Genomic DNA, 21,638 nt, shown 5'->3' on the forward strand with positions numbered 1-21,638 from the left:
CATTCTATTGATCAACCTTGAATTGATCAGGTATCTTCAGTTCAACAACTCTTCGATGTTGACGGAGCAGGCGCCGTGAGAGAGACACTCGGACTAGATGTAAAATCGATGTTTGGTCAGCGCGTGACATACGCCGTTTTGGCGCTCACCTGCGTTGCCGGCCAAATCACAGAAGCCTCGGCGCAGAACAAGATCAACTCGGCCGTTGAAAAGTGGCGTCCGGCGGATGGCCTTTACGCCAGTCCCGGCAAGGATTTCGAGGCGCAATGTTTGGAGTACGGCGACTTCATTATCGAGCTTTCGCGAAATTCAGTCGGCGGAAACGAATGGGGCTGCAAGATCAGAACGGTTTCCGACATAGCCGATGGTACCGTCAGACTTGACATGAGCTGCAACGATTACAATCTCGCAGAAACTCTCGGCTCGCGGGGCCGCAAGGCTGAGGACCGGCGATTCCAAGAAACCATGCTGGTCAGGCGGATTGACGAGAAGGCGATCTCGGTCCGGAAAACACTCGATGGAAAGTTCAAAGGAGCGGCCTGGAGGGCCGACTATTGCCCCGCGAATGCTCAGCGCCTATACGCCGACAACAAGGCGCAAGAGGAACGGAAGGCCGCAGAGCAAAAAGCGATGCAACATCCTTGGCGACCGAAGCCTGGCGTCTACGCGACCCCTGGCAATGATTTCAGCGAGCGTTGTCTGCAGTCAGGAAACACCATTATCGATCTCGATCAGCGATCAATTGCCAGCGGCACCGACAAGTGCGGCGTGACCTCCATCCGAGATAATCTGGACAACATCCAGGTTTTCGTCGCCTGCAACACGCCACCGAATCCAGAAACCGTGATCTTGAAATGGATCGACGACAAGACCCTGCTCCTGCAGAAAAGCGTGAACAGGGAATTCAGGGACGATGGCGGTCCACTTGCTTACTGCCAGGAAGCCGCGCAGCACATGTACGCCGCGACTTCAAAACGCCGCAAGTAGCTTACCTTGGTATCCGACCAGTCTCATTCGTCAGACACCTTTAGACAATTACTGACTTATACCCACCCCTGCTCCCGGTACTTGATCACTCGATTGAAGCCCCCCACCCTGCCTGGCGCCTCATAGCAAATCGCCATCAAGCCGAGTGCGTCGGCGGCGTGGCTTGACCAGTCGTGCTCCGGGCCGAGCCCGACATTGCGCACCTCGTCCTTGCGCTCGTGGTAGAAGCCGATCGCATCGCGGCCGGCTTCCGTGCTCGCTTCGTTCCACCAGATCTGCGGCCCGAGCCGGCGCAGTGCCTCGATCCGCATCATCGCCGCGCCGCGGCCCTGGTTCTTCACCGGCGGCTCGACCGTGAAACCGGCATCACGCAGATGGTCCTCGTAGCGCTTGCCGGTGATGTTGTTAGTTGCCATGCCGTCATGCGGCAGATAGAGAACCGCGTTCTGATAGCCGCGCGAGCGCAGCCAGTTGACGTGATACGCCAACACCTGGCCGGCGCTCTCATAATAGTCCAGTATCCTGATTTCGCTGCCGGCCCACTGCACGATCCACATCGTGAAGGCGTCGGCGGTCGCACCGGCGCCGCCGATGTCGATAAAAGCGCGCAGCGGCAACAGCGGATCTGTGGCCACCTTGCAGATGCGGCCGTCCTTGTGCGCCTGGGTCAGGAGCTCCGCGAAGTACGCGCCTTCGAACGCCTGCACGTACCCTCCTTCCCAGATGTGATTGTAGCGATCGGGATAGAGCGAAAGATCAGTGCGCCGCTCTTCGTCGAGCACCGTGGGAAACCACGGATTGTCGCGCCAGTTCGCGTTGACGACGATAGCCCCTGGCGGCTCGCGCACCCGGAGGAAATCATCGACCGCGTCCGACTTCCGTCGCGGATTCCAGCTCGCCCACAATTCCGAGCCTGGCGCACGGATCGTCGGCCGCAGCAGCGCGAGACTGTGCGCGCTCAGCGACTGCGCTTCGTCGATCCAGGCGACCTTGAACCCCTCGAGGCTTTTGATCGAGTCCGCCGTATGATCGCGCATACCCCGGAAGATCATCACGCCGTCACCGGGCGTCGCAATCCTGTCCGAATAGCTCTTGAACCCTTGACCGACACCGAGCGATGCAATCTTGCTCTCGATCAGCCGCTTCGATGATTGCGCCAGCGTTCGCTGCGCCTCGCGGATGCAAACCGCCAGCGTGCCGCGCTCGGCCTGACACATCTCGACCAGGAGCTCACCGAAGAAATGGGACTTTCCCGATCCCCGGCCGCCGAATGCCCCCTTATAGCGCGCCGGCCGAAGCAGCGGCTCGAACACTTTTGCGGTTGGAATTTTCAGGATCGACAAGGCTACTCTCGATAGGGCAAATCGGGTCGAACGCCCGCCTGCCATCTTACGGCGCTCATCGGGCTTGAACTGTCATTGGCGAGGGCGCGCTCCGGTCAGGCCGGCAAGCCAGTCGGTCAGATTGCTATTTCGCCGTGCTGGAGGCTTCCGGAACACCAAACACCGACGGCGGCAAATATCGCATTGGCTGCCCGCTGAACGGGCTCGACGGTCTCATCGCTGGGTATGAGCGATTTCAGATCAGCCGATCGATGCTTACAAAGCAATCCTGAAAGAACAGACAGTCCCGCCCAATCGAATATGACGCACGCCAAGACGACCGTACTCCATAAGCCTACGCGGGCAATCCGGCGGATCGCAGCCAGGATCGCGACCAGAACAACGTTCAGCGGCGCAAATATTGCGACCGCGAAGGTTCCATTGAAGTACGGACAGGAGATTTCTCTTGTGAACGCGAATGCCAACGTCGATAGGGCGAAAACGATAGCCAGTGACAGGATCGTTCTGGCCTGAGGGCGGAGATGAAGAAAATATGTTGGTAACACGCACCCAATAGAGGCGATTGTAGAAAGGTCGTTGATCAGAGGTGTCAGTCCGATAACTTGACAGGCATCCATCGATCGTCTCTGCAGAAATCGTAGGCAGCGGCACGCAATTGGCACGGACCTGATTTTCCTTCGTCCGGCCAGGCAAGCTCAAGTCCGCAAGCGCGATAAACTACGCTCACGGACAGATGTAGCAGAGTCTCTCCGAACTTCGCCGGTGATTTGCCGCGCACGATTGTCAGCATTTCCTGTGCAGAGCTTTTGAAGTCTGCGTTGGGTCAAAAGCCGCAAATGGCTGCCAGATCGGTCAGCGTCCGCCCATCTCCGATGAGCCGACCCTGCAGCGACCAAGGAGACTTTCGTATATAAGTCAGAAGCGGACATTCGATCATTTGACTGGCGCAGCGTTGACGCTCCACGTTCCGTCCGAACCTTGGGTCAACACCACGGGCTTCTTGTCGGGGCTCCCAAGCTTGATCGTCTTGTCATCGATCCACGCGACGAAGGTCGCTCTTGCAGGTAAGGGAGTCTTGCTTTCTTTCGACTTCCAAACTAGACGCTGCTTTTTGCCTCGAACGTCGAGAATCGCAAAGCTTGTTTCGTCCTCGCCGCCTTCCTCGGTGAGCACTAAATTCCCGTCTGGGGAAAATTGAGGAAACACATTTCCGAAATCGAGCTCGCGACCTGTTCTTCCCTCGATAGCCATGCATTGACCACCGTCCGCTCCATGGTCACAAGCGACGAAAATACGTGTCGATGGATAGAAGTCGGCAAGGCCGTAACCAAATCCTCCTTCACTCCTTCCGAATCTGTTCTTGTTATCGAATATTTTTGCGACTGCTGTTATCCATGCGAAGAACGAGAGTGTTGCCTCGCATTGCGGCCAGCGGCCCCGCCAACGCCACACACCGTGCATTGAATTCCGCTGTAGCGTCGCGTGAAAACGACTCGTTGCGGGTTTTGGCTCTCGACGCCGGCGCACCTGTTTGTTCAGAAGATTGCTCGGCACTCGCCGGCAAGGGCGCATCGACAAGAACGACGAGACTTGCAAACAAGAGAACGAAATTTCGCATGGCTGCCCCCGCTTTGCAGCGATTTACCACCAACTCATGCCCGGTTCGTTGGATCGCATTTCCAGATCATCGAGCACGCGGCGGCACTGGCCAAAAGCAGCGCACCAATAACAAGAGCATCGAGACAAGTCCTCCTCGCAACATCAATCCACACTTCATTGAAGTCACCTTACCGACATTCACCAACCTAGTGGCTCCGATGCGGGCACGTCATGGTAGAGTGTGAGAAAAAATCCGACCGGTGATTCAGCTCAGTGAACGAAGAACAGAATCACCATAAGCCCGGTGCAAGAGGCCAAGAGCCCGATCAAGGTGGCGAAAGTAGCTTCGATTTCCAGGTGGCCGTCTTCGCGATACCGATAGCCGAGCCAGTTGAATTTGTGACAATCGAGGAATGAGTCGACGCGGACCTTACCAAATGAGACGATCGGCAAGATCAGCCGAGCCATGGCGTAACCCAATAGCCACCAGATCGATTCAAAGGTCGAGAGGAGCACTGTGATACTCTCCGCCCGGAGTGCACGAAGACGCCTATCGGCCATGGCCATCGACATCCACCGATATGAGATCAGACGCTACCGACGGACCAGGCCGCATCATCGCACAATGGTACCGTTCCGCTCGGGCACGCCATGGTAGATATCATGCCGGGCAACGCGTTGGTAGAGCGGTCCCGTAGAACGAGGCCCACGATGCCGAGAGTCGGCCGCGATAGCGGTTCGGCTTCGCATCGACGTGATTGAACGTTTTGGCGGGGTCGTCGACAAAGTCGGCCCAAGTCGGACGGCCCGCGGCTGTCAGGTATCTTCGCCCTCAACTTCCGCGGGCTCAACGATCACTCGTTCGATGCGGTGCACAAGTTCGAACGCTCCATCTCCGTTCTCGATCGCCTGCGGCGCTTTGCCCCAGCCGCGATCGAGGATGGCATTGGCAGCCGAGACGCGGGCAGCCGGAGTTGCACTGGTCGATCGCATCACGCCGACCAGTGCGTTGAGTGCGCTTCTTGTATGGCTCCGCGCAAGTGAGCGGATCTGCGTGATCGTCTTGGCCAAGCTATTTCTCCTCCCAATCGGACGGGAGATATTCGCTCGGAGCCGTATCGACATCATAGATATCGGGATCGGGCACTACCGAGCGAAATGCGATCGTGGGAAAATCCGTTCGGTCGTGCTCGTAACGCGGACGGGGGATGAACTGTATGATCTCTGCGCTCATGCAAACTCCGACAATGCAATCGTGATCAGGCCCGCGAGCGCGAGCGATATGAGATAGGCGGTCATGCAACCTCGTTGATCGGCCGTCCGCGCGATGCGGCTATGGAATGAATGTGCGGCAGATCGCGCAGCGGGCGGCGATCTTTGGGGCGCGAACCTTATCCCTGACGAGTGGGGCCGCGGGCGGCGCCGGCTTTCGCCGCGCCGCAGGACCGGCGCGTTCGCGCGCACCGGCCAATTTCGTGCTCGTTTCAATGGGTTCGGACGGCGGCTCGCTTGCGACGCTCAGGCGACGGGCTGGGAGGATGTGGCGTCGTGACGTTGCGGCCGCCGTCCGATTGGTGAAACGGCAAAGAAAAAGCCCGCCGTGGATTGCTCCGCGCGGGCTCAACAATTTCTGATTTTCGGATTATGCCCCTGAGTTGCCCGACGTGTCAAACGTTTTTGCGAGCTGAATGCGATCGGTAAAATGTGATGCGTCGGCTTCGACGGAGGGAAACCGCTTTGACCGAAAGTTGGCGCATGATCCGGAATCGCAACACGAGCCGGCGCCGATCGGCCGTATGCTTGTTGCGATGATGTCAGTGTGCCGCTGAGTTGCCCGACGCGTCAAGCGGGCAAGCGGCTCACAACATTTGGATCGACATCAGGACAGTTTTGGCTCGCGTCGGTCGACCCGCGCCGCAGTTAGATTGCAAGGAGGAAGCGCCGATGTATTTCGTTGCTGCCGTGCTCGCGGTCCTGTCTGGCCTGTTCTATGCAGCGGGCCATCATGAGATCGGCTCGATCGGTGCCACCATGTGCCAGTATGGCGGTATCTTCTGCGACAGTCCGGTGCTGGTTCTCGTCGGTGCCGGGTTCGCCGCGGCGTGGGGCATGCTCGTCAGCGTGCGCTGATCGTCCCGCAGTATTTCAACTATAGCTTTGTGCCGCTGATTTGCCCGACGAGTCAATTCCTGCACTTTGCGTCGGATGCAATCTCAGGAACGCCCCGCATCTATTGCGGCGTGCTCGGATTTGCCGGCTGAGCGGGCTTTGGGCCGGGCGGATCAGGCTCAATCGGTGTCTTGGGCTCGGTCGGCATCACCTTTGCGCCCGCCGCGCGTGCCGCCTCGCCGGTCGTTGAGTAGTTGGCGGAAGCGGCCGGCTGCACCTTCGGCTTGCTCCACGGACCGTGGTCGACCATCAGCATGCCCAGCACGCCGAGGATCGCAACCAGGGCCGCGATCAGCAGCGGCGTTCCGCCGTGCCGATTTCGATGCTTGACCGAACGGCCATCCGCCATGCCATGCGCCTGCATTGTCATCATCGTCTCCTCCACGGAAACAAGCCGCAACCGGCGCGTAAGTTTCCTGTTCCCCGATGCGAAAGCGAGGCATGTTGGTGGAACCAATCCCCAACTGTTGAATTTCCCCGATATGTGGCCGTCACCACGCGCACGCGCGGATAGCCAGGGTAACGGCCACCCCACCTTTAGTGAAATCGCGGCACGGCACATGAGCTCTGAAACACCCGAGTCTCCGCTTCAGCCCACACTCGGTGAGCGGGCGATCGACACCGCGACGGACGTCTCGCGTACCATCACGGAGGTGTCGGACGGACTTCGAGCGGCGGCCGATCGCCTCAGCGACGCGATCGCAACCTCGCGCCGGCCGGGCGGCGTCCTCGCCACCGTGAGCGCGGTCGCGCGCGAAGCGCCGCTCGCAAGCCTGTTCGTCGCGTTTCTGCTCGGCGTCGCGGTCGCGCGCCGGCGCTAGACGCCGACGCGCCGCGAAGGCCGCCTGCCCTAGAACTTGCCCTTCGTGGCGTCCTTGGTGGCTGACATCACGCTTCCGCTGATCTGGCGCATATGTTCGCCGGCATTGGTGAACTGGCTGCGCAGAAATTCCGACTGGATCCGCATCGCCTCCTGCAGATCGGTCGCGTGCACGAGCTTGCGCGCGTGCTCGAACGCCGCCTTCATATTCTGCTCGGTGAACGACAGCGCCTGTTTGGAAATCTCGGTCCCGGTGCCCGGCATCGCCGTCATCGACTTGCTCGCGGCATCAAAGAACAGGCTGAAGGCCTGTTCGGCCTGGTCGATGGTCTTTTCCGCCAAATCGCGCAACTCGGCGGGAACTTCAAGCTTCGGCTCAATCATGATCGCGCCCCCTGAAAAAAGCGTCTGCCAAGGTTAGCATAGATTGTGACGGCGTCAGCGTCGTATCGCCAAACCATGAGAGGCCCACTCATCCTTGCAGCCGAGGAAAATTTACCTAGCAGCGACCGGACTGCACCGCAGGCCGATTCCAATCATGTCAGCACTGTGGCATAGTGATTCGGCCTCGTCGTTGGTCGCGTTCGCGTCTCTTGTGGGGGAATTCGCGTCTCTTGTGGGGGAATTAAGGGGATCCGATGCTGCGCGCCGTTCGTCCAACACCGACCTGCACCCGCTTCAAGACCAGCATAGAGATGCCGTGCATGAAGTGCGGCACGCAAATGCGGCTCGCCTTGATCGAGCCGCGCGACCAAGTCTACGACGTGCTGACCTATCAGTGCGCGCCGTGCAATGCCGGCGAAAGCTTCCTGAACGCGCGCTAGGCTATCGGCCCGTTCAGTCGTTCAGCACCGCGGCCCCCGCCTCCGTCAGCTCGGGCTGGTCGTCATGCAGTTCGACCAGACCGAGTTCGATGAGGACGCCCAGATCCTCGTCACTGACCGGTGACAGTTTGAGCCGGCCGGCCTGGATATCACGGAGGGTCCAGCGCAAGGCGATCGCGCGCTCAAGTGAAAATTCAGCGAATGGATTGTTTGCCATTCGCTTCGACTAGTGCGGCATTTGGATCAGACTTTGTCTTTGCCGCGGCGGCTTCATGGACACCACAGATAGACGGCGAGCCGGCGCGATCGAGCTACCCGGCGCCCCGATCGCGTCATCACTCCATGTGTCTTCGCAGCGGCGCGGCTCAGTAGCGGTAGGGATCTATATCGAGCAGCGGGAATGCGCTGAACACGCTCGGCAGATTGGTCGGCGTCGCCGGATGTAGATAGGACTTGTCCAGTTCGGCGAAGCTGGTGACGCCGAGCAGCCCAAGGCAGCGGATCACCTCGTCCTCCAGCAATTCAAGCATCCGGACGATGCCTGCCTCGCCCGCCGCGGCAAGCGCCCAGCATTGCAGACGGCCGATCCCGACGAGATCGGCCCCCGAGACGATGGCCTTCACGATATCAGTGCCACGGCAGATCGAGCCATCGACCATGATCTTGGCGCGGCCTGCGACGGCCTGAACGATCTCGGGCAGAACGTGCATGGACCCGCGGCCGTGGTCGAGCTGCCGTCCGCCATGATTTGAGACGTAGATCCAGTCGACGCCGTGATCGAGCGCGATCTTGGCGTCTTCCGCGGTGGCGATTCCTTTGAGGATGAGCGGTATCTTGAACTTGTCCTTGATCAACTTCACCGTCCGCCATTCCAGCCCCTTCTGGAAATCGCCGCCGGTGGCGCGGATGCGGCTTTCGCGGACATAGCGCTTGGCGATGTCGCGCTCGCGCCGGCTGTAATGCGCGGTGTCCACGGTGAGGCAGAACGCGGCGTAGCCGTTGTCGATGGACCGGCTGACCACATCCTCGACGAACGCATCATCGCCGCGCACATAGAGCTGGAATATGCGCAAGGCGTCGGGCGCCGACTTGGCGGTATTCTCCAGCCCCGGCTCCGACACCGAGCTCAGCATATGCGCCGCGCCGAACGTTCCCGCTCCGCGCGCGACGGCTGCGCCGGCATCCGGATCGAAGATCTCGAGCGCGCCGACCGGCGCGATCATCACGGGAAGCCGGAGCTTGCGGCCGAATACCTCGGTGGATGGATCCACATTGATGACGTTGCGCAGCACGCGCGGCCGGAACGCGATCTCGTCGAGCGCCATTCTGTTGCGGCGCATCGTGGTCTCGGTTTCCGAGGCGCCGACGATATAGTCCCAGGCGTTCTGATTCAGCCTGGCGCGGGCCTTTTGCGCGAATTCGTGCAGATTCTGGAATTCCTCGCCGCTGGCGCCGAGTTCGACATTGCGCGCCTGCTGAATGGGGGTCCCGTCATTCATGGTCGTTTCTTCTCCCGATTTGGCCGGCACATTAGCCGCAGACAAACCGGAAAAGCTACCACCTTGACCGACGAATCCGGCCAGCGAAGGCCAGCTATTCGCTTGTGAGATGGATCGAGTTTCGAAACGAAGCGGCCGGCTCCGAACTGAGCCGTCCGACACGCGCTAGCTGCCCGAAAACCGGTTTCGGTACTCGGTCGGCGACACGCCGAGGTGGCGCAGGAAGGCCCGCCGCATTCGTTCGTCGTCGCCAAATCCCGCGCGCTTGGCAACCTCGACCACGCCGCCGATCTGGCGGCTTTCGAGCAGCAAGCGCGCGGTCTCAACGCGCAGCGCCTCGACACCGCTAGCAGGTGTCATGCCGGTGCGGCTGACATAGGTCCGGGCAAAGGTGCGTGGCGTCATCCCGGCCTTTTCCGCGAGGGTCTCGACCTTGAGGTCGCTCGTGATGTTCTCGATGATCCAGGCATGCAGCGCGCTGAAGCGTCCCTCGACGTCCGACGCCTGGGCCGCAAGGACGGTCGAGAACTGACTCTGACCGCCCGGCCGCTTCAGAAACACCACAAGTCTGCGCGCAACATCGAGCGCGATGGTGTGGCCGAAATCCTCCTCGATCATTGCGAGCGCCAGATCAATGCCGGCGCTGACACCCGCCGACGACCAGACATGTCCGTCCTTGACGAAAATCGCGTTGGGCTCGACGCGGATGTCGGGAAAGCTGTCCTGCAAACGCGGACAATAGCGCCAGTGCGTTGCAGCACGCTTGCCGTCCAGGATCCCGGTCCAGGCCAGCGCAAACGCGCCGAGGCAGACTGATGCGATACGGCGCGCCTTCGGCAGCGCCTCCGTAATCCAGTTCATCAACTCGGCGTCGTTGCGGATCTTCCAGATACCGGGCCCGCCGGGGATTACCAGCGTGTCGACCTGGGCGGGCGCAACACTGGCGATCGGCGCCGTGTCGATCATCATACCGACATCGGTCGGCACCAAGCCGCCTGAAGTCGACAGATAGGATAGCGAATAGTCCGGCCCGGGCAGTTCGATCGCCTCCAGCTCCGCGAACACCTGAGCCGGCCCCGAGATGTCAAGCAAGGTCACGCCCGGAAAGGCAACGATCGCGATCCGCCGTGTCGCTTTCTTGTCGCGCGGCTCGGGCCGGGGCGGCTTGGCAGTTTTCGAGGGCATATTGTCCTTTAAGCCATTCGAGGCTGCCCTGTATAGCTTGCAATGGAATTCTGGAGTTCTGCCATGTCGCGAAATCTGGGCAGCGGATACGAGGCGATCAAATCGCCTTGGGCGGATTACGCGATCTACAGTCTACCCAATGCCTCCCGGGTCGAAGCCCGCGACCGCCAGCCGCTGATGGACGCCATGAACGGCATCATTGCCGTCAACTGGCAGGCCACCGAGCCGCATTGGACGGCAACCTCCTCACCCTTCGACCAGAAGTACAGCCTGATCCTCGTCTATGACGGCTCCGGCCTCGTGGCCTTCTCGGTCTACCGCATCCTGCAGATGTCGGCCGGACTTGGAATTTATCGCAGCGGGACAGAAGTACTCCCGGCGCATCAGGGCCGCGGCCTCTACGGCTTCTTTACGGCGGAAGTTCTGAAATGCTCCGGCGCCGCCGAGAGGGCCGACGGCAACGTGCTCTACGGCTGGCGGACCCGCAATCCGATCGTCTGGGCAGCGAACGCTAAAATTTGCGAGAAAGTTTCTCCATCGTTGCTCGATGATGCGCAGGACTCTGCGTTGCAGGCGGCCTGTGTCGAGATGTGCACCTCACTCTATCCGGGCAAGCCGCTCGAACTGCCCGACATGATCATGCGTGGCGCTTACGGCCACATTAAACACCATCGGCAGGCCTATCGTGGCACCGCGTCGCTGGTCGATGCTGCGATGTCGCGGAAGATTCCGAATTCAGCGGATGCCCTGTTCTCTGTGGGTTACGCGAGGGTGTGATGTCGATGCTCGGACAACAAGCCGTTTACGCCCCGACGACCCGCTTCACCGACCGCGCCTATCTCGCCTGGACGGCGGTGGCCATCGCCTACGCCATTGCCTTCCTGCAGCGCGTGTCACCGCAATCGGTAAGCCTCAGTTTCCTGCACGACTTCAACACCGATGCGGCCGGTGTTGCGATGCTCGCCTCGAGCTATTTCTGGGGCTACACCTTGATGCAGATTCCGGCCGGCCTTCTGGTCGACCGCTACGGCGTCAAGCGCGTCGTCCTCCTCAGCATGATCGCCTCATCGCTCGGCAGCGCAGCGTTCGCGCTGGCGCCGAACCTGCTCGACGTTTTTGCTGCGCGCCTGATTGTCGCCTGCGGCGATGCACTGGTCTTCACGGCACTCCTGAAGCTCGTGGCACAAAGTTTCGCTGATGAGCGGTTCGGCATGATGTCGGGTATTTCGCAGGTCTCCGGCTATGTCGGAGGCGTGATCGCGACCACGCCGCTCGCAGCCGCCGTCTCGGGGTTTGGCTGGCGGGCCTGCTTCCTGTTCATCGCCTGCATTGGCCTCGCCAACCTCGCCTACGCCAAGCTCGCGCTCAAGCCTGATCCGGCATCGCACAGCAACAAGACGCTGAAGGGCGTCGTGATCGCTGCGCGGCAATCGCTGGCCCATATCGCGAACTGGGGCTGTGCGATGACGTTTGCGTCGCACTTCGCGGTCGTGACGACGCTGTCGGGCGTCTGGGGCATTCCGATGGTCGCCCACTTCTTCCATATCTCCCCGACGGCCGCCGGCACGCCGCTGCTCGCCTTCATGATCGGCAATGCGCTCGGCTCGATCTTCCTGGGTCACGCCGCCGATCGTGCCGCGGCGGCGCTCGACCGCGCATTGATCGGCATTTGCGTGTTGCGCATGCTGCTGATCGCGATGCTGCTGCCGCAGGTCGCCCGGACATTTGGTCTCGCCTACGTCACCGTCGTGTTCACGGCCTTGGGGCTCGTCGCCGGCGGCACCGTCCCGCTGGTGCTGAAATGCGTGAAGAAGCTCTACACCTCCGAACTGATCGGTGTCGGCGCTTCTGTGAACACCACTGCTGCCGGGATATTCGCCGGCGTCTCGCAGCCGATCATCGGCTTTGCGATGCTTGCAGCCAGCAACGCCTCCGGAACCGACGCCGTGCACAACACGGCCGCGATCGGTGACGGCGGCTACAGCGCCTTGATCGTCATTCTCCTTCTCATGTCGCTGCCGGGCATTGCCGGGCCGCTATTGATGAGAAGCAAGTTGATAGCCCGTTAGTGTCGTTATGAGTGTAGGGGGTGTTATGGAGCGCTTGTTCTTGAGAAAAGGTGAAGTCGCGTCAAACTTTCCGGTCAGCAGCTGGCAGAGCGTGATGTTCTCCGAGTTTGAAGCGCAGATGAGCAGCGAGGCAAGGCCGTTCCCTTGCGTGTTCGGGGTGACCGGACATCGCCAGGATCAGCTCCGCTATCTTTTCCTCGACCCGTATGACGTTGCTGTGCTCGGCGAGCAGCTCGCACAATATGTCTCAGAGGCGCGCTCGTTCGGCCCCAATACCTCGTTGATCGTGTTCACGCGTCCCCGCCCCGTGCAGACGCTCGATGCCTACTATCGCAAGATGTGGCTGACGCTCGACCAGCTCGCACGCCTGGACAAGAACCCGTGGCCATCAGAGATTCCGGAACAGATCGACCACCCGATGTGGGAGTTCTCGTTTGCCGGTGAGCCCATTTTCGTCGTGTGCACGACGCCCGCTCATGTGATGCGCCAGAGCCGCCGATCCAGCGCCTTCATGCTCACGTTCCAGCCGCGCTGGGTGTTCGACAAGATCCTCGGGACGGAAAAGGCCGCGACTGCCGCATTCGCCGAGGTGCGCAAGCGCCTGATCCCGTACGACAGCGCGAGCCCCTCTCCGCTTCTTGGCCGCTACGGCGCGACCGATGGCCGCGAATATCTGCAGTACTTCCTGCACGACGACAACAATGCGAGCGGAGGCTGCCCCTTTGCCAAGCTCGCGCAGAACAAGACGCCAGCTATCGCGAACAAGGAACAGGCAGCATGACCCAAATCATTGCGGGCACGAAGACCGAATTTGCCATCGATCCGGAGATTCTCAACCTGCTCCCGGCCCAGGGGTCCGTCGAGCTGCAGCATGATGCAGCCGGCAAGGTGCATCACTTCCATACCCATCCGGTCGATGAAATCCTGATGATCATCAGCGGCCGGTTGAACTTCATCTGGGACGGCGGTGAGCGGGTCGTCGGTGCCGGCGACACCATCCTGCTGCCTGCCGGCACCCGGCATCAATCCGAAGCGCTCGAGGGTGGTGCAATCTACGTGATCGCGACACAGCCGCCCGCTAGGTCAATGAACAACTGATATCCAGGAAAAACGCGAACACCTCAGGACAGTGAGGGATCGCGCGGCGGCTCAACCGCCAAACGTTCGACCAGCTCGATGACCTCGGAACGCTGGTCGGGCGCAAGTCGAAGGAAAGCCTTCAACAGTCGCAGGCTTTCCAGTGTTTCGCTCGATGGAGCTCCGAGCTTGTTCTGCAGCTCTGCAACGTATGTGGGATTTTTCATCTCGCACCTTAAGTGAGGATTACGAATGGCATACCCAGGTAAACGTGAAGGCTTGGCCCAGAAGGTCGACACCGCAGCGCAAGAGGCCGAACGCCTTGGCCTGACCACGGCAACCCTCATACTCCGGATGGCCCGTCTCGAGATTGATCGGGCGGAGCCCGAGGAAGTTGAAAGTATGCCAAGGAACAACTTGCGCAGCAAGCCGAACTGAGGTCCTGAACGGGCCAGTTCCGGGTCGAAGGCCGCCGGCACGCGGTGGGGGCCCGCGACGTCTGAACGACATCTTGCGAGGCGAGAGGCTTCCCTCTCGCCTCAGGTCAGGTGGTTAGCGCTTATCTGATCTTTGGTTCAGACCAAACGGCTAGCCGGTGTTACCTGGCTTGCCGAACGCGCCTGCCTCGGCCAAAGCGGCGATGCGCCGGTCGTCGTAGCCAAGCGTCTTGCTCAACACATCCCGGGTGTGCTGACCGAGCAGCGGAGCCGCAACGGGATCGACCGTAGGTGTCAGGCTCATATTGACCGGCGACTCGATGTTCGGAACCGAGCCGGCGGTCGGATGCGCGATTCTGCTCAGGCGATGACGATCGCGCACCTCGGGTGCGTTGAAGCCTTCCTCGACCGTACGCAGATAGCCAACCGGAATATTGGCCTTCTTCATCTTTGCCATCCAGTGCTCGAGCGTGTCGCTTGCAAACACGCTGGCGATGATGGCGCGCAGCTTCTCCTTGTTGGCGGTCCGCGCCTTGCGGTGAGCAAACTCGGGGTCGGTGACGAGATCCGGGCGATCGAGTACGTCGGTCACGAGCCGGCGATAGAGCCGGTCGTTGGCGCAAGCCATATAGAGCGGACCATCGGACGCCCGGTAGACGCCGACGGTCGGCGAACCGTTCGGTGAGTTGCCGAAACGGCCGGGGTTGTTGCCGTTGATGAGATAGGCCATGCCGTAGAAGCCGGTCATCGACACTGCGGTGTCGATCAACGCGACCTCGACCTGCTGCCCGCGACCGAGCCGATCCCGCGCAATCAAGGCGAGCAGGATGGCGTTGCAGGCCGACATACCGGTTGCCATGTCCACGATCGGTGGCCCGGTGCGCACCGGTTCGCCATCCGGAAAGCCGTTGAGCGACATGAAGCCGCTTTCGGCCTGCGTAATCGGGTCGAAGCCCGGGCGCAGCGCGAAATCACCCTTGCGGCCATAGGCGGAGATCGAGCAATAGATCAGCCGCGGATTGGACGGCGACACCGACGCATAGTCGAGACCGAATTTCTTCATCACGCCGCCGGAGAAATTCTCCACCACGACGTCTGCCTTGGCAACCAACGCGCGCGCGACTTCGAGCGCGGCCGGATTGTTGAAATCGAGCGCAATGCCGCGCTTGTTGCGGTTGAGGCTCAGATACGCTGCGCTTTCGCCGCCGATTTCAGCGTGCTCGTAAGCTCGCGTGTCGTCCCCACCGTCCGGATTCTCGATCTTGATGACCTCGGCCCCGAAATCGGCCAGCGTTTGGGTGCAGGCCGGGCCGGCGACGACGCGGGTGAAGTCGACCACCAGCAGGCCATCGAGCGCCGTCGGAACTCCCTCCCCGCGCGGCGCGCGCCCTGGCAACTCTGGTTTGGTCATGATCTGACGCTTCCTCTGTTATTTTGTCAGGCGAAATACGACGGCCCTTGCCAGGACCGGCACTGCCTGCCTTTTAGCGGAAGCCCGTCACCAGAACCAAACCCGGATTTTGCAGGGCGGGACCTTCGCCTGACATGGCTGTCACCGGCAAGGGGGTCCCGCAGTGCCGACACGGTCAAACGATTCGAATGTCAAGGAAACCCGCCGGATACCGGATCCGTCAGCGCGTCAGGCGAGCGGAAGAATGGACATCGGCGGGTAGCGACGCTTCGTCGCCACCCGCTCGAGAACCGTCGCACTATTCGGCGATCATTTCGCCGGAGCCGCCGAACTCGGCCGGAAAGTCCTTCAGCTTCGGCAGGCCATCGCGTATCGGCAGCACTGCCTCGGAATAGTTGACGTGAACGCCGGGGCTGAACTTCAGCGTCGGGATCGTCGCCGTGAACACGTCGACGAGCCCAAGCGTCGGGTGGTTCGTCATCAGGTGACCGCCGCACTTGGTGCAGTATTTGCGCTGGCTCATCGCGGTCTTCTCGAACGTCCCGACATGATCGGCGCCCTTGGTGACTTCGACCGCCTCGGGCTTCCAGAGGCTGAACGCATTCACTGGGCCGCCGGACCAGGAACGGCATGAACGGCAGTGGCAGTAGCCCATCGCCTCAGGCTCCCCGGTGACCTTGAGTTCGACGGCGCCGCAAAAGCAGGTTCCAGTGTGATTCATCGCTCGGTTCTCCCTTGGGTGAATTGATCGGAGGGTGAATTGATCAGACTCCGCGCCGGCATCGACCCACGTTACTCGTGATGTTCACGATGCAGGATAAGATCAAGGCGGGCATAGCCGCTGCGAACTCCCTTGTGGACGTACAGACCATTCCTCGCACGGGAGGCAATCACGCTGCGCTCCAATGCAGACAGGTCGTCGACGCGAGCGAAGTTACATGAGAGTCCGCGCTGCTGTCGACCGTCTTCGACGCAGATAGGGATGAGCTCAGTGTGAGGCAAAGCACAGTGCCGCAACATGATGAATCACTGCCGCGCCAGATGCCTGAGCGGCACCCGGCACGTGAGCACATCACTTCAGATCAGCATTGACGGTGCTTCACCGGAACCTTGTTCGGCGTGGCAAGCCCGTACATCAGCGCCAGCCGATCCAGGCATTCCTTGAGGCGCCGCGCAAAATAGTCCTGCCAGCGCTGCGTACGCAAGCCGCGCCGCTGCCCCAGCTGCTCCATGGTCATGCCGAGGATCAGGACGTCGTGCACCAGCGCCGAACCGTCGGCACCAAGCTCATGCTCGGCACGATTCAGGCGCAAGGTCGCCTGGCGCTGTCCCTCCGTGATCGGCTCTCGTTGCTGACCGCCGTCAACATATTCACGCGTCGTATCCACCGCGCGAGGGCCGCGCTCGGCCTTCTCCCAATCGTTCTGGAAGGCCCGGCCGCTCCGGTACTGTGTGTCGTCGATCTGCCGGTGTGCATGCAACCGGCCGAGCGGGTCGTTGCGTATCGAGCGAAAGGCAACGATCTTCTCGCCCGGCTCGAGCGCGAGGGGATCGTCGATCTCGACGGTCGCCACCTCGGCGTTGACGAGCAGATCCTGGGAGCGCCGATCATGTGTTCCAGCGGGATCGTACGGTTTCCGGCGTTTTGCACGCGGCATTGGTGACCTCCGAAATGTGTGATGAAAGCGCGCGGCGGCGTCCGCGCGACCGTGGTTGTGTGGACCGACATCGATCGGTCGGGAGGTGAGCGGCCTCAGATGGCCCCGATGGCTTGAAGCCAGGCGTCGTTCAGTACCGGCCTCGTCGATGCCTCGGGATCGCGGCTCAGGTGAAAATGCGGCGTGCAATAGCTCGCGCCCGGCCGGCACGGGTGACCACAGAAGGTCATGGTTTCGCCGTCGGCATCCCCGCCATAGGGATAGCGGCAGTCTCCGCGCTTGAGGTCGAACAGTGAAAGGTGCCGTGGCGCGACCGCCGCGCAACGAAGTTGGGGCAGCTCCACCGTTTCGGTGAAGCTTTTCGGCCAGCGAAGCAGATCGGGCTTGAGCTCGGCCCGCCCTTCACGCAGGCGCCCGATCCTCGGTGGCTCCGGCAAGGCCGGCTTGGGTGGATCGAGATGCCCTGGCAGGGACGGCTCTGGCCGATCGAGGCCCGCCAGCCCCATGCGCTGCGCCCGGCTGAGGGCCGCGTTGCGTGTATAGGCCGTGCTGAAGGTTGCGTTGATCGTGTCAGCGATTTCCGAATAGGACAAGCCGCGGGCGCGCAGGTCCTGCAAGGCAGCCGAATGCTCCGGCAGCCAGTTCACCATATCCATTCCAAATTCCCATTTTTGTCATTCCGCCGGCGCCTCGCACACCTTCCGATATTCAGAAGAAAAAGTCAAGCTTGAATTCTGATAATCGTAACGGTAAGAGTATGTCCAGCTTTGGAGAGGATGAAACATGCTGGACGCGGCACTTATCGAACGAGCTCTGGAAAAGACGGGAAAGAGCAAGGGCGGGCTTGCCCGCGCAATGGGGGTTCGGGCCGGGGCGGTGTCCGAAATCCTGTCGGGAATCCGCTTGATCAAGGCATCGGAGATCGCCCCGATCATGGAATATCTGGAGCTGAACGCGGTGCCGATCGTGGGCCGGGTCGGCGCCGGCGCCTCGATCCAGCCGGAACTTGAGCAGGTCCCGCCGGAGGGTCTCGGCGAGATCGAGCTTCCCTTCCCGATGACGGAGGAAACCGTCGCTTTCGAGGTTTCGGGCGATTCGATGCTGCCGAAATACGAGAACGGCGATGTCATCGTGGTGTATCGCGAGCAGCGCTATCCGCTGTCGAGCTTCTACGGAGAGGAGGCTGCGGTCCGGCTGAAGAGCGGCGAGCGCTATCTGAAGACGATCGAGCGGGGCAGTTCGTCCGGCACGGTCAACCTCAAGAGCTTCAATGCCAAGCCGATCAACGGCGTCAAGCTCGAATGGATCGGCGAGATCTGCGTCACCCTGCCCCGCGGCCAGATCGAAAGGCTGCGCGGCAAGACGGCGGCGAAGGGCCGCAAATCAGCCCGGGCGCAGGGCGGACGGTCGTCCGAGAAATAGCCGCCCGGCTTCAGGGGCTGGCCTGACCGATTCGGGTGCCTTCGGCCCGAATCGGTTGGTGCGACCGCGCCCGAGTTCCGATTATCGTCAATTTCCCTTGACACAATTCCGATTATCGGAAATAATGGACAACGAAAGTCAACGCATCGAACCGCCAGGCAATGCAGTATTTTGTTGTGATGATCGACTATGGCCGCCGTGGCCGCGAGGCGATCGTCGATCCCGAAATGACGCGGCGCGAGGTCATCTCACGGGTCGCGTCGGGGGAATACACCAACATCAGCTTCATCCACGAGGTTGCCGAGTGCTCGGTCGAGGATATCACGGACGATATCCTCGCGGAGGCTGCCCTGCCGGAGGTCGCCCCGACCGGCGCGAACCTGCAAGCCAGTACACTGGATCACGCCCGCGACCTGCGCAAACACGAGCCGGTCTGACCGCGCTCACGCGGTGATTGCGAAAACGTGATCTTTCTTGAACCGGCCACTTGGCCGGAACCCGAAACAGACTAGATAGGGTTCACGCAGAGTCTATTCGGACCGGGCGTGGGTTCCCACTAGATTCGCGAACTCGTTTTCTCGGGCCGGCAGATTTCACCTTCAGATGACTTCGACAACAAACGCCGAGATCGCGAGAGCCGGTGGCGATCTCAGGATCGCACTGCTGCTTGGCATCGCAAACTGGTTTCTGTTCCTGGATCACGTGCCGCACAACGTCGTCAGTGCGCTGACCATGCGCAATTTCGGCTTTAGCGGCGCGACCGATCTTTTTGTGTTCATCGGCGGCTATGCGGTGACGCTCATTTACGCCCGGATGGCGCTGGAGCGCGGATTCGTGGTGGCTGCGACCCGGATCTTCAAGCGCGTATGGCAGCTCTATGCTGCCTATATCGTCCTGTTCGTGATCTATGTCGAGTTGATCAGCTATGTCGCCACGCGGACCGCGGCGCCCGAGATCATCAGCGAGTTCAACATCACCGGATTCATCGACCACCCGATCCGGACGCTGATCTACGGCTTGTTCCTGCAGGCCAAACCCCTCAATCTCGACGTGCTGCAACTCACTATCGCCCTGATGGCCTTCCAGCCGTTCGTCGTACTCGGATTGCTCTACGTGCCGAATGCAACGCTTCTCGCGTCAGTGGCGCTTTACGCTACCGCCCGCGTGTTCGACTGGAACCTGACTTCATATCCGTACGGAGATTGGTACCTTAATCCGTTCTGCTGGCAATTGCTGTTCGTAATGGGTGGCTGGCTCGCGCTCATCGGCACGCGCTATGCACCCGCGATCCGCGCGATGCAGGCCGTTGCCGCGCTGCGCGCCACGGCGTTGCTGTACCTGCTGTTCGCGCTGACGATCGTCTCCAGTAGCGATATCCCCGCACTCGCCCAAATGATGCCGAGCGGACTGAGCGACATGCTGCTGCAGAACGACCGGGAGGATGTCGCACCTCACCGCATCCTGCATTTCCTGACCCTGACATTCCTGTTCACCTGGTTGGTGCCGCGCGACTGGGGATATTTGCGATCTTACGCCCTGCAGCCGATCATCAAGTGCGGCGAGGAATGGCTGGCCGTGTTCTGTGCAGGCGTGTTCCTCTCCTTCGCCGCGCACCTGATTTTGATCACCGGCCCTTACTCACTGACAAGGCAGGTCGCGGTCAGCCTCGCCGGTCTCGCGGCGATGACGGCTGTCGCCTACTACGTCTCGTGGTCGAAGCAGCAGGACAACAAATCTGCGGTCGGCGCTCATTCCTGAATCCATCGATCTAGTCGACAAGCAGCGCGCGCCTTAGCCGCGTCTCACTGTCGTGCAGCATGGCGGTGTCGACGCCCCCTCGCGCAGCTGCATCCGTCGCGCAAGCGAACAGGCGGTAGAACTGCAACCCGTCATAGGCGACCAGCAACAGATCGACGCCCGCGTTCAACGCCTCAACGACTGCGGTGCAGACATCGTGCTGATAGATCGCGCCCATCACCAGATCGTCCGTCATGACGATGCCCTGGTAGTTCCAGCTCTTCCGGATCAGGCCGCCGACCACGGCCTTTGAATGCGACGCCGGCCGCCCTCGGTCGAGCGCATTCACCGCGACATGCCCAACCATCAGGCGCGCATCGGTCGACGACAGCACATCGCGGAATGGGCGCCAGTCCGTCGCCTGCAGTTCGTTGACCGGCGTATCGAGATCGGCGTTGAAATGATGCGTGTCGGCGCGCACGCGGCCCAATCCCGGAAAGTGCTTCACGGTGGCATTGACGCCCGCGGACTCGAGGCCAAGGATGTAGGCGCCCGCGATCGCGCTCACCTTGGCCGGATCATCGGAGATCGCGCGCTGATTGATCAGCGTATTGAAATCGAGCCGGTTGTGCTTCGCCGCCGGCCGCAGGTCGAGCACCGGGGCAAAATTCAGGTTGATGCCAAGCGATGCCAGCTCGCGCCCATGGGTGCGCCCGAACTCCTCGGCTTTCGCCTTTTGCTCATCCGGCGCCAGCTCGGCCAGGGAGGCCAGTGCGGGCAGTCTCGTGAGCGGCGGTGCCAGATGCGAAACGATGCCGCCCTCCTGATCCGTCGCGACCATCAGCGGCGGCAGCCCCGCGGCCCGCCGCCTCGCCTGCAGTGTGGCGATCTCCGCCTTCAAGGCGTCAGCCGTCCTGCCGGCTATGTTGCGCCGGGCGACATAGATGCCCGCAACGAACCCCTTCTCCACAAGCGGTGCGACCTCGTCGAACGACCGATAGCCGACGATAAAATGCTGCCCCAGCGACCGCGCGAGGACCGGCTCAGTCTGGAGAACGCGGTGCTTCCGCACCTCGAACACACCATGCGCGGCGAGCATCGCGAGCGGCGGCAGACACCACAGGATCACCAGGAGCCTTCCTGACCGCGTCCGCCCCCGCCACGTGGCGCCGCGAACCAGCATGAACGCGACGACGATGCTTGCGAGCACAAGAAGAAGATTGCCCGTCCCGCGCAACGGGACCAGATACGGATCGTTGTTGTTGACGCCGGCCAAGACGAATACGAGCCCGAAGATCCAGGCCAGGGCGATGCCGACGCGCTTGATGATTTGCATGGAGACGACGGGTGAACGAACCGAACGTATCGTCCGTATCAGACCGGACTCGCCGCAGCGAGTGG

28 protein-coding genes are annotated in these 21,638 nt (G+C 61.3%); 11 read left to right on the top strand and 17 right to left on the bottom strand.

The annotated features are described in order from the left end of the window. Nucleotides 1–75 precede the first annotated feature (75 nt). Nucleotides 76–987, top strand: a complete 912-nt coding sequence (locus AAFG13_RS12665) for a hypothetical protein (RefSeq protein WP_342712202.1) — start codon at nt 76–78, stop codon at nt 985–987. A 56-nt stretch (nt 988–1,043) separates the two neighbouring features. Here AAFG13_RS12665 and AAFG13_RS12670 read toward each other — a convergent pair whose 3' ends face one another. From AAFG13_RS12670 to AAFG13_RS12695, 6 genes are all read right to left on the bottom strand, one after another. Next, nucleotides 1,044–2,330: a phage terminase large subunit gene (locus AAFG13_RS12670; RefSeq protein WP_342712203.1), complete on the bottom strand. Its 1,287-nt coding sequence runs from the start codon at nt 2,328–2,330 to the stop codon at nt 1,044–1,046. Between the two features lie 116 nt (nt 2,331–2,446). Further along, on the bottom strand, nt 2,447–2,947 hold the full coding sequence (locus AAFG13_RS12675; RefSeq protein WP_342712204.1) for a hypothetical protein: 501 nt from the start codon (nt 2,945–2,947) through the stop codon (nt 2,447–2,449). A gap of 316 nt (nt 2,948–3,263) precedes the next feature. After that, nucleotides 3,264–3,581 (bottom strand): hypothetical protein, encoded by a 318-nt coding sequence (locus AAFG13_RS12680; protein WP_212310243.1) that lies wholly within the window; start codon nt 3,579–3,581, stop codon nt 3,264–3,266. Nucleotides 3,582–4,199: 618 nt separating this feature from the next. Further along, nucleotides 4,200–4,496, bottom strand: a complete 297-nt coding sequence (locus tag AAFG13_RS12685; protein ID WP_342712205.1) for a hypothetical protein — start codon at nt 4,494–4,496, stop codon at nt 4,200–4,202. Between the two features lie 249 nt (nt 4,497–4,745). Next, entirely contained in the window at nt 4,746–5,000 is a 255-nt protein-coding gene (locus AAFG13_RS12690; RefSeq protein WP_342712206.1) for a hypothetical protein, read from the bottom strand. Between the two features lies 1 nt (nt 5,001). Beyond that, entirely contained in the window at nt 5,002–5,163 is a 162-nt protein-coding gene (locus tag AAFG13_RS12695) for a hypothetical protein (RefSeq protein ID WP_212310246.1), read from the bottom strand. A gap of 710 nt (nt 5,164–5,873) precedes the next feature. Here AAFG13_RS12695 and AAFG13_RS12700 point away from each other — a divergent pair. After that, entirely contained in the window at nt 5,874–6,059 is a 186-nt protein-coding gene (locus tag AAFG13_RS12700) for a hypothetical protein (protein ID WP_173637755.1), read from the top strand. A 100-nt stretch (nt 6,060–6,159) separates the two neighbouring features. On the opposite strand, the gene AAFG13_RS12705 is transcribed toward AAFG13_RS12700, so the two are convergent. After that, on the bottom strand, nt 6,160–6,447 hold the full coding sequence (locus tag AAFG13_RS12705; protein WP_212310764.1) for a hypothetical protein: 288 nt from the start codon (nt 6,445–6,447) through the stop codon (nt 6,160–6,162). A gap of 211 nt (nt 6,448–6,658) precedes the next feature. Between AAFG13_RS12705 and AAFG13_RS12710 the strand changes: the two genes are divergently transcribed. Next, a complete protein-coding gene (locus tag AAFG13_RS12710; RefSeq protein ID WP_229164047.1) occupies nt 6,659–6,919 on the top strand; it encodes a hypothetical protein in 261 nt (86 codons plus the stop codon). 29 nt (nt 6,920–6,948) lie between these two features. Here the strand turns inward: AAFG13_RS12710 and AAFG13_RS12715 are convergent, their stop codons facing one another. After that, nucleotides 6,949–7,302, bottom strand: a complete 354-nt coding sequence (locus tag AAFG13_RS12715; RefSeq protein WP_021080362.1) for a phasin — start codon at nt 7,300–7,302, stop codon at nt 6,949–6,951. Nucleotides 7,303–7,556: 254 nt separating this feature from the next. Between AAFG13_RS12715 and AAFG13_RS12720 the strand changes: the two genes are divergently transcribed. After that, a complete protein-coding gene (locus AAFG13_RS12720) occupies nt 7,557–7,742 on the top strand; it encodes a hypothetical protein (protein ID WP_212310248.1) in 186 nt (61 codons plus the stop codon). A 13-nt stretch (nt 7,743–7,755) separates the two neighbouring features. Here the strand turns inward: AAFG13_RS12720 and AAFG13_RS12725 are convergent, their stop codons facing one another. The 3 genes from AAFG13_RS12725 to AAFG13_RS12735 form a co-directional block, all read right to left on the bottom strand. Next, complete coding sequence (locus tag AAFG13_RS12725) at nt 7,756–7,959, bottom strand: hypothetical protein (RefSeq protein ID WP_212310249.1); 204 nt, start codon at nt 7,957–7,959, stop codon at nt 7,756–7,758. 148 nt (nt 7,960–8,107) lie between these two features. Beyond that, nucleotides 8,108–9,241 carry an alpha-hydroxy acid oxidase gene (locus AAFG13_RS12730; protein WP_212310250.1) on the bottom strand — a complete coding sequence of 378 codons (1,134 nt, stop codon included), beginning with the start codon at nt 9,239–9,241 and terminating at the stop codon, nt 8,108–8,110. A 165-nt stretch (nt 9,242–9,406) separates the two neighbouring features. Further along, nucleotides 9,407–10,426 (bottom strand): DJ-1/PfpI family protein, encoded by a 1,020-nt coding sequence (locus tag AAFG13_RS12735; protein WP_342712207.1) that lies wholly within the window; start codon nt 10,424–10,426, stop codon nt 9,407–9,409. Between the two features lie 42 nt (nt 10,427–10,468). Here AAFG13_RS12735 and AAFG13_RS12740 point away from each other — a divergent pair, with 42 nt between their 5' ends. The 4 genes from AAFG13_RS12740 to AAFG13_RS12755 are packed head-to-tail and all read left to right on the top strand — an operon-like array spanning nt 10,469 to nt 13,593. Continuing rightward, nucleotides 10,469–11,203, top strand: coding sequence for a hypothetical protein (locus AAFG13_RS12740; protein ID WP_249131648.1), 735 nt, complete (start codon nt 10,469–10,471; stop codon nt 11,201–11,203). Next, complete coding sequence (locus AAFG13_RS12745) at nt 11,203–12,495, top strand: MFS transporter (RefSeq protein WP_342712208.1); 1,293 nt, start codon at nt 11,203–11,205, stop codon at nt 12,493–12,495. Before AAFG13_RS12740 ends, AAFG13_RS12745 begins: the two co-directional genes overlap by 1 nt. 25 nt (nt 12,496–12,520) lie before the next feature. Further along, nucleotides 12,521–13,276: a YqcI/YcgG family protein gene (locus tag AAFG13_RS12750; protein ID WP_342712209.1), complete on the top strand. Its 756-nt coding sequence runs from the start codon at nt 12,521–12,523 to the stop codon at nt 13,274–13,276. Next, the gene (locus AAFG13_RS12755; RefSeq protein ID WP_212310254.1) at nt 13,273–13,593 is read left to right on the top strand and encodes a cupin domain-containing protein; all 321 of its coding nucleotides are present in this window, start codon (nt 13,273–13,275) and stop codon (nt 13,591–13,593) included. Before AAFG13_RS12750 ends, AAFG13_RS12755 begins: the two co-directional genes overlap by 4 nt. Before the next feature lie 23 nt (nt 13,594–13,616). On the opposite strand, the gene AAFG13_RS12760 is transcribed toward AAFG13_RS12755, so the two are convergent. The 5 genes from AAFG13_RS12760 to AAFG13_RS12780 form a co-directional block, all read right to left on the bottom strand. Next, nucleotides 13,617–13,799 carry a hypothetical protein gene (locus tag AAFG13_RS12760; protein ID WP_092115610.1) on the bottom strand — a complete coding sequence of 61 codons (183 nt, stop codon included), beginning with the start codon at nt 13,797–13,799 and terminating at the stop codon, nt 13,617–13,619. Between the two features lie 361 nt (nt 13,800–14,160). Further along, nucleotides 14,161–15,423: a CoA transferase gene (locus tag AAFG13_RS12765; RefSeq protein WP_342713325.1), complete on the bottom strand. Its 1,263-nt coding sequence runs from the start codon at nt 15,421–15,423 to the stop codon at nt 14,161–14,163. Nucleotides 15,424–15,718: 295 nt separating this feature from the next. Then, nucleotides 15,719–16,141 (bottom strand): GFA family protein, encoded by a 423-nt coding sequence (locus tag AAFG13_RS12770; protein WP_212310255.1) that lies wholly within the window; start codon nt 16,139–16,141, stop codon nt 15,719–15,721. 361 nt (nt 16,142–16,502) lie between these two features. Beyond that, nucleotides 16,503–17,078, bottom strand: a complete 576-nt coding sequence (locus tag AAFG13_RS12775; protein ID WP_342712211.1) for a DUF6456 domain-containing protein — start codon at nt 17,076–17,078, stop codon at nt 16,503–16,505. Between the two features lie 95 nt (nt 17,079–17,173). Beyond that, the gene (locus tag AAFG13_RS12780) at nt 17,174–17,734 is read right to left on the bottom strand and encodes a GcrA family cell cycle regulator (RefSeq protein ID WP_212310256.1); all 561 of its coding nucleotides are present in this window, start codon (nt 17,732–17,734) and stop codon (nt 17,174–17,176) included. 127 nt (nt 17,735–17,861) lie between these two features. Here AAFG13_RS12780 and AAFG13_RS12785 point away from each other — a divergent pair, with 127 nt between their 5' ends. The 3 genes from AAFG13_RS12785 to AAFG13_RS12795 all read left to right on the top strand — a co-directional run bounded on the left by AAFG13_RS12785 (nt 17,862) and on the right by AAFG13_RS12795 (nt 20,258). Further along, on the top strand, nt 17,862–18,500 hold the full coding sequence (locus AAFG13_RS12785; RefSeq protein ID WP_092115615.1) for an XRE family transcriptional regulator: 639 nt from the start codon (nt 17,862–17,864) through the stop codon (nt 18,498–18,500). Nucleotides 18,501–18,661: 161 nt separating this feature from the next. After that, nucleotides 18,662–18,937: a hypothetical protein gene (locus tag AAFG13_RS12790; RefSeq protein WP_212310257.1), complete on the top strand. Its 276-nt coding sequence runs from the start codon at nt 18,662–18,664 to the stop codon at nt 18,935–18,937. 166 nt (nt 18,938–19,103) lie between these two features. Next, the gene (locus AAFG13_RS12795; RefSeq protein WP_342712212.1) at nt 19,104–20,258 is read left to right on the top strand and encodes an OpgC domain-containing protein; all 1,155 of its coding nucleotides are present in this window, start codon (nt 19,104–19,106) and stop codon (nt 20,256–20,258) included. 10 nt (nt 20,259–20,268) lie between these two features. On the opposite strand, the gene AAFG13_RS12800 is transcribed toward AAFG13_RS12795, so the two are convergent. Continuing rightward, nucleotides 20,269–21,573, bottom strand: a complete 1,305-nt coding sequence (locus AAFG13_RS12800; RefSeq protein ID WP_342713326.1) for a glycoside hydrolase family 3 N-terminal domain-containing protein — start codon at nt 21,571–21,573, stop codon at nt 20,269–20,271. Between the last annotated feature and the right edge of the window lie 65 nt (nt 21,574–21,638).

Source organism: Bradyrhizobium sp. B124, assembly GCF_038967635.1.
In the GTDB taxonomy this organism is placed as follows: domain Bacteria; phylum Pseudomonadota; class Alphaproteobacteria; order Rhizobiales; family Xanthobacteraceae; genus Bradyrhizobium.

Bases quoted from the DNA above. Each gene is read 5' to 3' on its own strand.
- AAFG13_RS12700 (WP_173637755.1), top strand. From the start codon at position 5,874: ATGTATTTCGTTGCTGCCGTGCTCGCGGTCCTGTCTGGCCTGTTCTAT.
- AAFG13_RS12730 (WP_212310250.1), bottom strand. From the start codon at position 9,241: ATGAATGACGGGACCCCCATTCAGCAGGCGCGCAATGTCGAACTCGGC.
- AAFG13_RS12775 (WP_342712211.1), bottom strand. From the start codon at position 17,078: ATGCCGCGTGCAAAACGCCGGAAACCGTACGATCCCGCTGGAACACAT.
- AAFG13_RS12705 (WP_212310764.1), bottom strand. From the start codon at position 6,447: ATGGCGGATGGCCGTTCGGTCAAGCATCGAAATCGGCACGGCGGAACG.
- AAFG13_RS12760 (WP_092115610.1), bottom strand. From the start codon at position 13,799: ATGAAAAATCCCACATACGTTGCAGAGCTGCAGAACAAGCTCGGAGCT.
- AAFG13_RS12790 (WP_212310257.1), top strand. From the start codon at position 18,662: ATGCAGTATTTTGTTGTGATGATCGACTATGGCCGCCGTGGCCGCGAG.
- AAFG13_RS12745 (WP_342712208.1), top strand. From the start codon at position 11,203: ATGTCGATGCTCGGACAACAAGCCGTTTACGCCCCGACGACCCGCTTC.
- AAFG13_RS12755 (WP_212310254.1), top strand. From the start codon at position 13,273: ATGACCCAAATCATTGCGGGCACGAAGACCGAATTTGCCATCGATCCG.
- AAFG13_RS12770 (WP_212310255.1), bottom strand. From the start codon at position 16,141: ATGAATCACACTGGAACCTGCTTTTGCGGCGCCGTCGAACTCAAGGTC.
- AAFG13_RS12800 (WP_342713326.1), bottom strand. From the start codon at position 21,573: ATGCAAATCATCAAGCGCGTCGGCATCGCCCTGGCCTGGATCTTCGGG.
- AAFG13_RS12725 (WP_212310249.1), bottom strand. From the start codon at position 7,959: ATGGCAAACAATCCATTCGCTGAATTTTCACTTGAGCGCGCGATCGCC.
- AAFG13_RS12780 (WP_212310256.1), bottom strand. From the start codon at position 17,734: ATGGATATGGTGAACTGGCTGCCGGAGCATTCGGCTGCCTTGCAGGAC.
- AAFG13_RS12675 (WP_342712204.1), bottom strand. From the start codon at position 2,947: ATGGATGCCTGTCAAGTTATCGGACTGACACCTCTGATCAACGACCTT.
- AAFG13_RS12720 (WP_212310248.1), top strand. From the start codon at position 7,557: ATGCTGCGCGCCGTTCGTCCAACACCGACCTGCACCCGCTTCAAGACC.
- AAFG13_RS12710 (WP_229164047.1), top strand. From the start codon at position 6,659: ATGAGCTCTGAAACACCCGAGTCTCCGCTTCAGCCCACACTCGGTGAG.
- AAFG13_RS12715 (WP_021080362.1), bottom strand. From the start codon at position 7,302: ATGATTGAGCCGAAGCTTGAAGTTCCCGCCGAGTTGCGCGATTTGGCG.
- AAFG13_RS12695 (WP_212310246.1), bottom strand. From the start codon at position 5,163: ATGAGCGCAGAGATCATACAGTTCATCCCCCGTCCGCGTTACGAGCAC.
- AAFG13_RS12735 (WP_342712207.1), bottom strand. From the start codon at position 10,426: ATGCCCTCGAAAACTGCCAAGCCGCCCCGGCCCGAGCCGCGCGACAAG.
- AAFG13_RS12795 (WP_342712212.1), top strand. From the start codon at position 19,104: ATGACTTCGACAACAAACGCCGAGATCGCGAGAGCCGGTGGCGATCTC.
- AAFG13_RS12750 (WP_342712209.1), top strand. From the start codon at position 12,521: ATGGAGCGCTTGTTCTTGAGAAAAGGTGAAGTCGCGTCAAACTTTCCG.
- AAFG13_RS12740 (WP_249131648.1), top strand. From the start codon at position 10,469: ATGGAATTCTGGAGTTCTGCCATGTCGCGAAATCTGGGCAGCGGATAC.
- AAFG13_RS12685 (WP_342712205.1), bottom strand. From the start codon at position 4,496: ATGGCCATGGCCGATAGGCGTCTTCGTGCACTCCGGGCGGAGAGTATC.
- AAFG13_RS12680 (WP_212310243.1), bottom strand. From the start codon at position 3,581: ATGGCTATCGAGGGAAGAACAGGTCGCGAGCTCGATTTCGGAAATGTG.
- AAFG13_RS12785 (WP_092115615.1), top strand. From the start codon at position 17,862: ATGCTGGACGCGGCACTTATCGAACGAGCTCTGGAAAAGACGGGAAAG.